Annotated in this window: 9 protein-coding genes and 1 pseudogene; 1 reads left to right on the top strand and 9 read right to left on the bottom strand. The window is 52.7% G+C overall.

Features of this window, described 5'->3' with window-relative positions; all coding sequences use genetic code 11:
* Positions 1-184: 184 nt before the first annotated feature.
* The 4 genes from C7J97_RS14255 to C7J97_RS14270 form a co-directional block, all read right to left on the bottom strand.
* Positions 185-1,417: a tyrosine-type recombinase/integrase gene (locus tag C7J97_RS14255; RefSeq protein WP_044959566.1), complete on the bottom strand. Its 1,233-nt coding sequence runs from the start codon at positions 1,415-1,417 to the stop codon at positions 185-187.
* Between the two features lie 107 nt (positions 1,418-1,524).
* Positions 1,525-1,719: an excisionase gene (locus tag C7J97_RS14260; RefSeq protein ID WP_181823405.1), complete on the bottom strand. Its 195-nt coding sequence runs from the start codon at positions 1,717-1,719 to the stop codon at positions 1,525-1,527.
* A 77-nt stretch (positions 1,720-1,796) separates the two neighbouring features.
* Positions 1,797-3,137: a plasmid recombination protein gene (locus C7J97_RS14265; protein ID WP_113993352.1), complete on the bottom strand. Its 1,341-nt coding sequence runs from the start codon at positions 3,135-3,137 to the stop codon at positions 1,797-1,799.
* Between the two features lie 262 nt (positions 3,138-3,399).
* Positions 3,400-4,719 carry a DNA primase family protein gene (locus C7J97_RS14270; protein ID WP_113993353.1) on the bottom strand — a complete coding sequence of 440 codons (1,320 nt, stop codon included), beginning with the start codon at positions 4,717-4,719 and terminating at the stop codon, positions 3,400-3,402.
* On the opposite strand from C7J97_RS14270, the gene C7J97_RS15290 reads away from it, so the two are divergent.
* Positions 4,691-5,062 (top strand): hypothetical protein, encoded by a 372-nt coding sequence (locus tag C7J97_RS15290; RefSeq protein ID WP_162789056.1) that lies wholly within the window; start codon positions 4,691-4,693, stop codon positions 5,060-5,062. The genes C7J97_RS14270 and C7J97_RS15290 overlap by 29 nt on opposite strands.
* 165 nt (positions 5,063-5,227) lie before the next feature.
* Here C7J97_RS15290 and C7J97_RS14275 read toward each other — a convergent pair whose 3' ends face one another.
* From C7J97_RS14275 to C7J97_RS14295, 5 genes and pseudogenes are all read right to left on the bottom strand, one after another.
* Positions 5,228-5,629, bottom strand: coding sequence for an arsenate reductase/protein-tyrosine-phosphatase family protein (locus C7J97_RS14275; RefSeq protein ID WP_113621411.1), 402 nt, complete (start codon positions 5,627-5,629; stop codon positions 5,228-5,230).
* Positions 5,626-5,784, bottom strand: a pseudogene (locus C7J97_RS14280) (arsenic resistance protein); the annotation flags it as partial. The gene C7J97_RS14275 and the pseudogene C7J97_RS14280, both read right to left, overlap by 4 nt.
* A 14-nt stretch (positions 5,785-5,798) precedes the next feature.
* Positions 5,799-6,152: a thioredoxin family protein gene (locus C7J97_RS14285; protein ID WP_113621413.1), complete on the bottom strand. Its 354-nt coding sequence runs from the start codon at positions 6,150-6,152 to the stop codon at positions 5,799-5,801.
* Positions 6,153-6,167: 15 nt separating this feature from the next.
* Positions 6,168-7,163, bottom strand: a complete 996-nt coding sequence (locus C7J97_RS14290) for a permease (protein ID WP_005920644.1) — start codon at positions 7,161-7,163, stop codon at positions 6,168-6,170.
* The gene (locus tag C7J97_RS14295) at positions 7,163-7,471 is read right to left on the bottom strand and encodes an ArsR/SmtB family transcription factor (RefSeq protein ID WP_113993355.1); all 309 of its coding nucleotides are present in this window, start codon (positions 7,469-7,471) and stop codon (positions 7,163-7,165) included. The genes C7J97_RS14290 and C7J97_RS14295 overlap by 1 nt, the downstream gene beginning before the upstream one ends.
* Positions 7,472-7,801 lie beyond the last annotated feature (330 nt).

Below are 7,801 nucleotides of genomic sequence, written 5' to 3' on the forward strand. Positions count from 1 at the left end.
TTTACTGCTCAATCGGCTTCATCGTGGGGACAGGTCAAGGAAGGCTCACAAATGGCTTTATTTCCCTTTATAAGCCTATCCATGCGGCTTCCTTTTTCCCTCTCCCGTACGTCACCCTACGCAACTCTCCACAACTTACCGGCAATTTGGTGTAAAAGTGGTGTAGTAGTTGGTGTAGTGGATTTCAGACCGAAATGCCCAGTTTACCGTTCAGATTTGCAAAGGAATGGGCTTTGGCTTCCTTGGTGGCTTCTGCGTAAATCTCCATCGTAGTGCTGATGTCCCGGTGTCCCATGATGTCCTGAATGATCTTCAGGTTGGTCTCATTTTCGCACAGCCGGGTGCAGAACGTGTGCCGGAGATTATGGCAGGAGAAGGGCGGCAGCAGCTGCGGCTCCCGTTTTTCCTTTTCGGCCTTTTCCAGCTCGGCTTCGTTATGTGCCACGCTGATGCGCTTGATGGCGCGGTTGACCGTCTGCGGGTTCTGCGGCTGGCCGAAGCGGTTCAGGAATACGAAGTCCGAGATTCCGTCGATTTCGTATTCGCATACCAGTTCCAGCTCCTGCTGGTTGGTGCGTTCCTGCTCCAGTGCCTTCCGCACTTCGGGCAAGATCGGAATTGCCCGCTTGCCTGCGGCAGTCTTGGGGGTGGACATGGTGAAATAGCAGCCGCCCACCTCGTGGTCATGGTACACCAGATTGTGCTGGATGGTGATAAACCCACTCTCGAAGTCGATGTCGCTCCAGCACAGGCCAACCGTTTCCGAGATACGGCATCCGGTACCCAGCATGAAGGTGAACATCGGGAGCCAGTGCTGGAACTTCGGCGTTTTCTTGATGAAATTCAGAAACGCCTGCTGCTGGGGCAGGGTCAGAGCGTGTCGTTTGGGCGTTTCGTACTGGTGGGCGGCTTTAATGGCCGTCAGGACACCATCCGTGGGATTCACACGGATGTACTCATCGTCCACCGCCACCGCAAAGACCTGATGGAGAACATTCTGGATGGTTTCCAGCGTGTTCAACGCCATCTTGCCGTTGCGGACGATGCCATTGTAGTAGCTGCGGATATCCGACTTGCGAATGTCCTTGAGCTTCATCATGCCGATCTCATCCCGGACGAACCGATTGTACATATAGACGTAATTTGCGAAGGTATGCTCTTTCAAGCCCACCTTGTTCTTACGCCACAGTTCAAACAGGTCATTCAGGGTCAGGCTGCACTCCGGGATGCGGATTCCATCTGCCAAGTCGTGCTGGATCTTCTCTTCCTTTTCGCGCAGCCCCTCCAAGGTTGCATCATAGATGGTATGGCGTTTTCCATTTTTCGCAGTCCAACGGTACATATACAGCCCGTCGCTCTTGCGGTAGACCTCGCCATCCTTCAAAACACGGCCTTTATTATCTTTACGTCTTTGCATATAAACTCTCCTTTTCATTCACAGAATGTTGAAAAGGAGCCTTACGCCATGAGTATACCATGACGCAAGACTCCCTGCAACATCAAACGGTCAATTTTTGAACCGCATCAGATCGAGAATGCCTTATCCAGATATTCGTCCAGCTTACGGCGTTTGATCAGCCGTTTGGTTCCGTTCCAAAGGACGAACTTACATTCATCGCTATCGGTCATTGTCCGCAGTTTATTGATACCGATCCCAGAGTAAGCCGCCGCTTCCTCCAAGGTCAGATTACTCTTTTGCCAAATCGGAACTTCCTTCACTTGCACCTCCAATTCCTTGTAACCGGGTGCCGGGGCAGAAAGTGCCAGCTTTCTGCTCCGAACGTTCCCGATGAGGTTCAGATTTCCGAGTACCCCTCCTGTGTGCGGGGTTGTGCCGCTGGTTTGTTTTGTGCCTGTTCTGCCTGTAAGCGGTTCAGCAGTTGCAGAACAGAATCCCGTGCTTTCTCCTTGATCTGCTCCTTGCCTTTCTGCCGGACTTCCGGCTTCAGGAGCTTCTCCTGCAGGTGGGCAGCGGTGGATTGCATGGTCTTGAGGAACTTGTCCAGCACGGTGTCCAACCGATGGGCGGCGTACTCTCTCGTGGCCTGCGGAGCCTTGCGTTCCGGGGACAGCACCCACTTCTTCGTGTCCTCGATCATCCGCATATCTTCCTTGCGGGTCTCGGTGCGTACCACGTCCGTCACGACCTCCACCGCCTTGTCATAGGCTGCAGCCGAAACATTTTCCAGCAGGGTCTCCATATCCGAAACTTTCAGGGTCAGTTCGTCCAGCTTGCTCTGCTGGGCGGCAAGCTGCTCCTTCTGCCTGGCAAGGATGAAGTCCTGCTTTTCGAGATACTTGCGGTTGCCGTACTCCGCTTCTTCCTCCAAATCCAGCCCATGACGTTTGGCGATTTCAAACAGCATCTTCCGGCAGGCGGCATCGAAAGTGATCTTGCGATTGTTGCGGCGGCTGAGAGGCTTGTCCGGGTCGGGCAGGTCGAAACCTAACGCTTCCAGTGCCTTTTCCTGCTGGGGTGCTACCTCGCCGTACTTGTTCTCGCAGTCGAACACATGACGCTCGTGGATGTGGGGTGTGCTTTCGTCCAGATGCAGTGCCCAGTCCAGCACATGAACGTGGTCGCCATACTTGGCCTTGAACTCCTCGATGAACTCTGTGACGACGCTCAGCAAGTCCTCTGCCGAAGCGTGTTCATCCAGCGTTCCCAGCTGATAAATGGTCTCTTCCGGGCAGGTTTTACGGCTGGACAGTAGGTCGGGAATGGAGCGGTTGCGCTCTGTGTGTCGGATCTTGGCGTTGCGCTCGTTCTGGCTTTCGATGAAGACCGTGTACCGGGTCTCGTAGAATTGACGTTCCACATCCGAGAAGGTCGCCGCCAGATCATCCGGGTCTTGTGGGACGAGAGCCGAACGGAAACCGTGGAAGCAGTCCCAGTAGATGTTACCCTTGGCTCGTTCCGGGTCGATGTGTTCACTGTTGGCAAGGTTGAAACTCCGGTCATTGTGCTTGGGGTTATAGGTGCCGTGGGTTCCGGCTCGTCCGTTGTGTCGTGTCAGTTTCAGATAGACATCCCTCCGTTTCAACAGCTTGGCGGGGAGAACGCAGCAGCGAAGCTGCTGGATCTGCCGCCGTTTTGCGCCAGATAATACCCAGTAGGATATGACGCACAGCATCATATCACTGGGGCAAAGGACTGCGTCCTCTGCACTCCTGCACCGGGCAAGCTGTCCCGTATGGACAGCTCGTCCGGTTTTTCAGAGGGTCGTTTTGACCCTCTGATATTGGCAAAACGTCAACTTGACACTTTGCCAACACACCCTATAAAGGAGAACTTGGGCTTTTTGCTGCGTACGTGCGTACGCAACAGGTGGCTTCCTCTGTACGCACGTACGCAGCGAAAGACCGAAAACGCACCATATAGGGGGGATCAAAAGCGGGTCATGCCCGCCAGCCATTGGGGGCGAGGTCGGGCTGCACAAGGGCTTCGATGCCCACAAAGCCCCGGACACGCCGCCCGGACGAATTGACGATGTTGTTGGTAGATTCCAGATTATACCTGCGCTGGTTGGCAATCAGTGCATCGCTGAATCCACGGGACTTGATAGCATTCAGGCTATTCTCCTCGCACCACATCTTGTAGACCTCATACAGCTCTTTCGAGCTGGTGCAGGCATCCGCCTTCAGGCGGATGTAGCCCTCGGATTCGAGGAAATCGAACACATTGTTGTTGTCCCGCTTCACCAGTTCCCGGTTGCGCTTGGCACGGTCACTCTCGGTGAACTGGAAGCCATTCTTCACCAGCCGCTGCAAGCCCTCAAATGCCCACAGCAGGATGCCCTCGACCTCTGCCGCCATCTTCTCGGCAATGTCCGGGTCGTCCACACGAGACAGGGGCTTGTCCTTGGTGGTCAGGATGAGCTGACGGCGATAGAAACCGTCCGAGCGGTCATACAATGCCTGCAAATCGCCATTGCTAAACGCCAGCAGGCGGGCGTACATCCAACCCTGATAACTCTGCTTGCCCTTGCGCTCCAAGTCCATCTGCCCCTGTGCGGTCACGATGGACTTGACATAGTTGGTCTGGCGCAGGGCTTCCATCCGCATATCATCGTCCACGCAGAGCAGGGTGTGTTCGAGGTCGGCACGGGCAAAGCGGTTCTCCGAGATCTTGCCGATGCTGCCATCCTTCATGTTGCAGCCGAACAGCCGGGACAGCACCACGCCGATCTGCGACTTGCCCTCACCGCCGCTGCCCTTGATGACCATCATGCGCTGACCCTTGTTGCTGGGGATCAGGCAGTAGCCGATGAACTCCTGCACCGTGGGAACGTCCTCCGGGTAGAGCAGGTCGGACAGGAACCGCAGCCAATGGGTGGGCTGTGCAGCTTTCGGGTCATATTTGACCGGGAGCCGGTTGCGGACGATCTCCGGCTTGCCCTCCTGAAAGGTGCCGTCCAGATACAGGGTTCCGTTTGCCAGCGCAATGCGGTCGGTGACAGGTGGAAAGTCCTCCACCTGTGCCGCCAGTTTCAGCACATCCACCACATTGGTGACCTTCTTGGCAAGGTTTGCCCCGACATATTCACGCATCATCTCGAAAATCTCGCAGCGCAGGGGCATGGTATCGGTCATGCGGCCATCCGGGGTGAAAAATGCGCCATTCGAGTAAAGCAGCTGGTGGGTACTCAGAAAATCGTCACAGAACAGGGATTCGTTGAAAAAACCTTTCTTGAACCATGCAGGGGTAAAATTACTCATAGGCATTCCGTCCTTTCTTGGCGTTACGGAAAAACGATGTGATCATTTTGATCACATCGTTTTACTCCGCAACTGGGAAATCAACGTCCTGCCGTTCTCCCTGCATGGCTTTCCTGCCCCCCTTCCGGCGGCGTTTTCCGGCTCTCCTTCTCAGGGTCATCGCCGGGTATCCCATGCAGACGGTCATGTGGTTTTCAAGGTGCAACGGGCAAAACGGCAACAAAAAAGCCGTCACAAAACAGACCAGCCCTGCCTTCGCTTTTTCTGGAAGGTCATGCTAGTCGGTTATGTAACGGCTGAAAGCCAAAATGTTCAGCCCCGCAGGGCCAGAACGAATATGTAAAAATATGTTATATTCAATTGTTGGGATAGATTACCACAAAAATCGAGCCGTGTCAACAAAAAGTTTTGAGAACACGTCACTTTCGGCAGTGTGCAAGAAAAAACGAGGGAAACTTTGGCAAAAAGAGAGAGGGCTGGACAGTGCCAGCCCTCTTGACAAGCAGATTTATATAGTTTGAAGGCGATTTTTCAATGCTATGATATTTTGATGGATCTGCATGATCACATCCTTAAACGCAGCATCATCTTTTCCAGTCGGGTCTTCCAATCCCCAGTTATCATCAAATGGTCTACCAATAAAAGGACATCCCACATTGCAGCCCATGGAGATGGCGATATCCGGTTCTGGAATATCCGAAATCAGCTTAGAATACTGCGTCTGCTCCATGTCGATACCATAAAGCTTCTTCATCAACCGCACGGCATCCTGATTGATTTGCGGCTTGGTTTCCGTTCCGGCAGAATAGCTTTCAAACACGTCGGACGCCAGTGCTTTGCCCAATGCCTCCGCAATCTGGCTGCGGCAGGAGTTATGGACACAGATAAATGCAACTTTTGGTTTGGTCATGCGGGAAACCTGCCTTTCGTTTTGTTTGCGATTTTTACGAGGAAAAGCATCACAGGCACTTCGGTCAATACACCAACCGTTGTGGCAAGTGCGGCAGGAGAAGTCGTTCCGAATAGAGCGACAGCTACCGCAACCGCCAATTCAAAGAAGTTGGATGTGTTACGTTCGCTCATGCTCTTACCTTCTTCAAAATAACGATGACTTCATCCTTTTTCAGCACCTTTCCATAGGACACCACCTGACCGTCCACCACCAAAGCGGGGGTGGTCATCACACCATAGGCGGCGATCTTTTCAAAGTCCCGCACATGGTCAATGGTCGTATCCATCCCAAGCTCCCGCAGTGCGTCTACAGTTGCCGCTTCCAGCGCATTACACTTGGCACAGCCGCCCCCAAGAATTTTGATCCCGGACTCCTTCTTTTCAGCTTCTGCCGCCTGCATTGCTTCCGGCGTACAGCTTCCGCCGCAGCAGCAAGGCTGCTTTTGTTCTTCTTTTTTCTTACCAAATCCGAAAATTGACATTTTGATACCCTCCAATTATAAAATGAACCCCTGAAACAGGTTGAATAAGTAGCCTACAACGATAATGCCCAAAGCGCAGATAGCGATAAAAACACCCAGCAGCTTCGGCTTAACTGCCTTGCGCAGCATGATCATTGACGGCAGGGACAGCGTAGTGACGCCCATCATAAAGGCAAGCACCGTACCAAGCTGTGCGCCTTTTCCAAGCAAAGCCTCAGCAATGGGAATCGTTCCGAAAATATCGGCATACATAGGAATGCCGATGATGGTTGCTAATATTACGCCGAAGGGGTTATGGCTGCCAAGAACCGCCACAACCCAGCTTTCGGGAATCCAGTTGTGAATGACAGCCCCGATGCCTACGCCGATGAGAATGTACGGAAAGACCTTCTTGAAGGTTTCCGCTACCTGATCCTTGGCATAAACTAGCCGTTCCTTCTGCGTCAGTGTTGGGGAGGCAATGTCCACGGCAGATGCCCTGCGGATAAATTCCTCCACCTGATTTTCCATGTGCAGCTTTTCAATCAGCGTACCGCCAGCCACAGCAATCACAAGCCCCAGCACCACATAGAGAATCGCAACCTTTGCCCCGAAAATACTCATCAGAAGAACAAGACTTCCCAAGTCCACCATAGGCGATGAAATCAGGAATGAGAAGGTCACACCCAGCGGCAGTCCGGCACTGGTAAATCCGATAAACAGTGGAATGGACGAGCAGGAGCAGAACGGTGTTACCGTGCCGAGCAGGGCTGCGATGCAGTTTGCCCAGATACCGTGAAACCGCCCCATAATTTTCTTACTGCGTTCCGGCGGAAAATAACTCTGAATGTAGGAGATCAGATAAATCAGCACACAGAGCAGCACGGTGATCTTAATCACATCATAGAGGAAGAACTGAATGCTCCCACCGATTCGGCTTGTTGCGTCCAATCCCAATGTGCCGAGTAGATTTCCAATCAGCGTATTCAGCCACTTCATGCCGAGGATTTGATCGGTGATAAACTTGCCCATCAGGAGCAGCACCCCCCTTCGCTATTAGAGCCGCAGCCGCAGCAGGTCAGTCCCTCTATAAATTCTTTGAACTGGGTCAGGGTTTCGCAGTTCAGGGAGTAGTGCTGCCACTTGCCATCCTTGCGGGCGTTCACCAGTCCACATTCCACCAGAATCTTCATGTGGTGAGAGAGGGTCGGCTGGGTAATTTCAAACCGTTCCAGCAGCTTACAGCCGCACTTCTCACCGTCCGACAGCATCTTTACGATTTCCAGCCGGTTCGCATCGCCCAGCGCCTTGCAGATCAAAGCCACATCCATAGCATTCATAGAAACACCTCACATTGATAATCGTCTATGCGTATAGTGTAGCATATACATAGATGATTGTCAATACATTTGTGCAAATAAAAGCAGGTACACCGCATTTCTACAGTGTACCTGCTTTTCATCATATTGTGGGTAGTTTGTCTACTACACCAATCCGCCTATTCACTTGTTACACCACACCGCTTTGTAAGGCTCCTTTTCGGGAAAACGTCCCAAAATTGGTGTAGTTGTGGTGTAGTACCGCAGATGCCACTTGAATTTTGTCCGAAATTTCATCGTATCTGCGTTTTAATTTTGCGTTTTACTGCTCAATCGGCTTCATCGTGGGGA

The organism is Faecalibacterium prausnitzii, assembly GCF_003324185.1.
Taxonomy (GTDB): Bacteria; Bacillota; Clostridia; order Oscillospirales; family Ruminococcaceae; genus Faecalibacterium; species Faecalibacterium prausnitzii.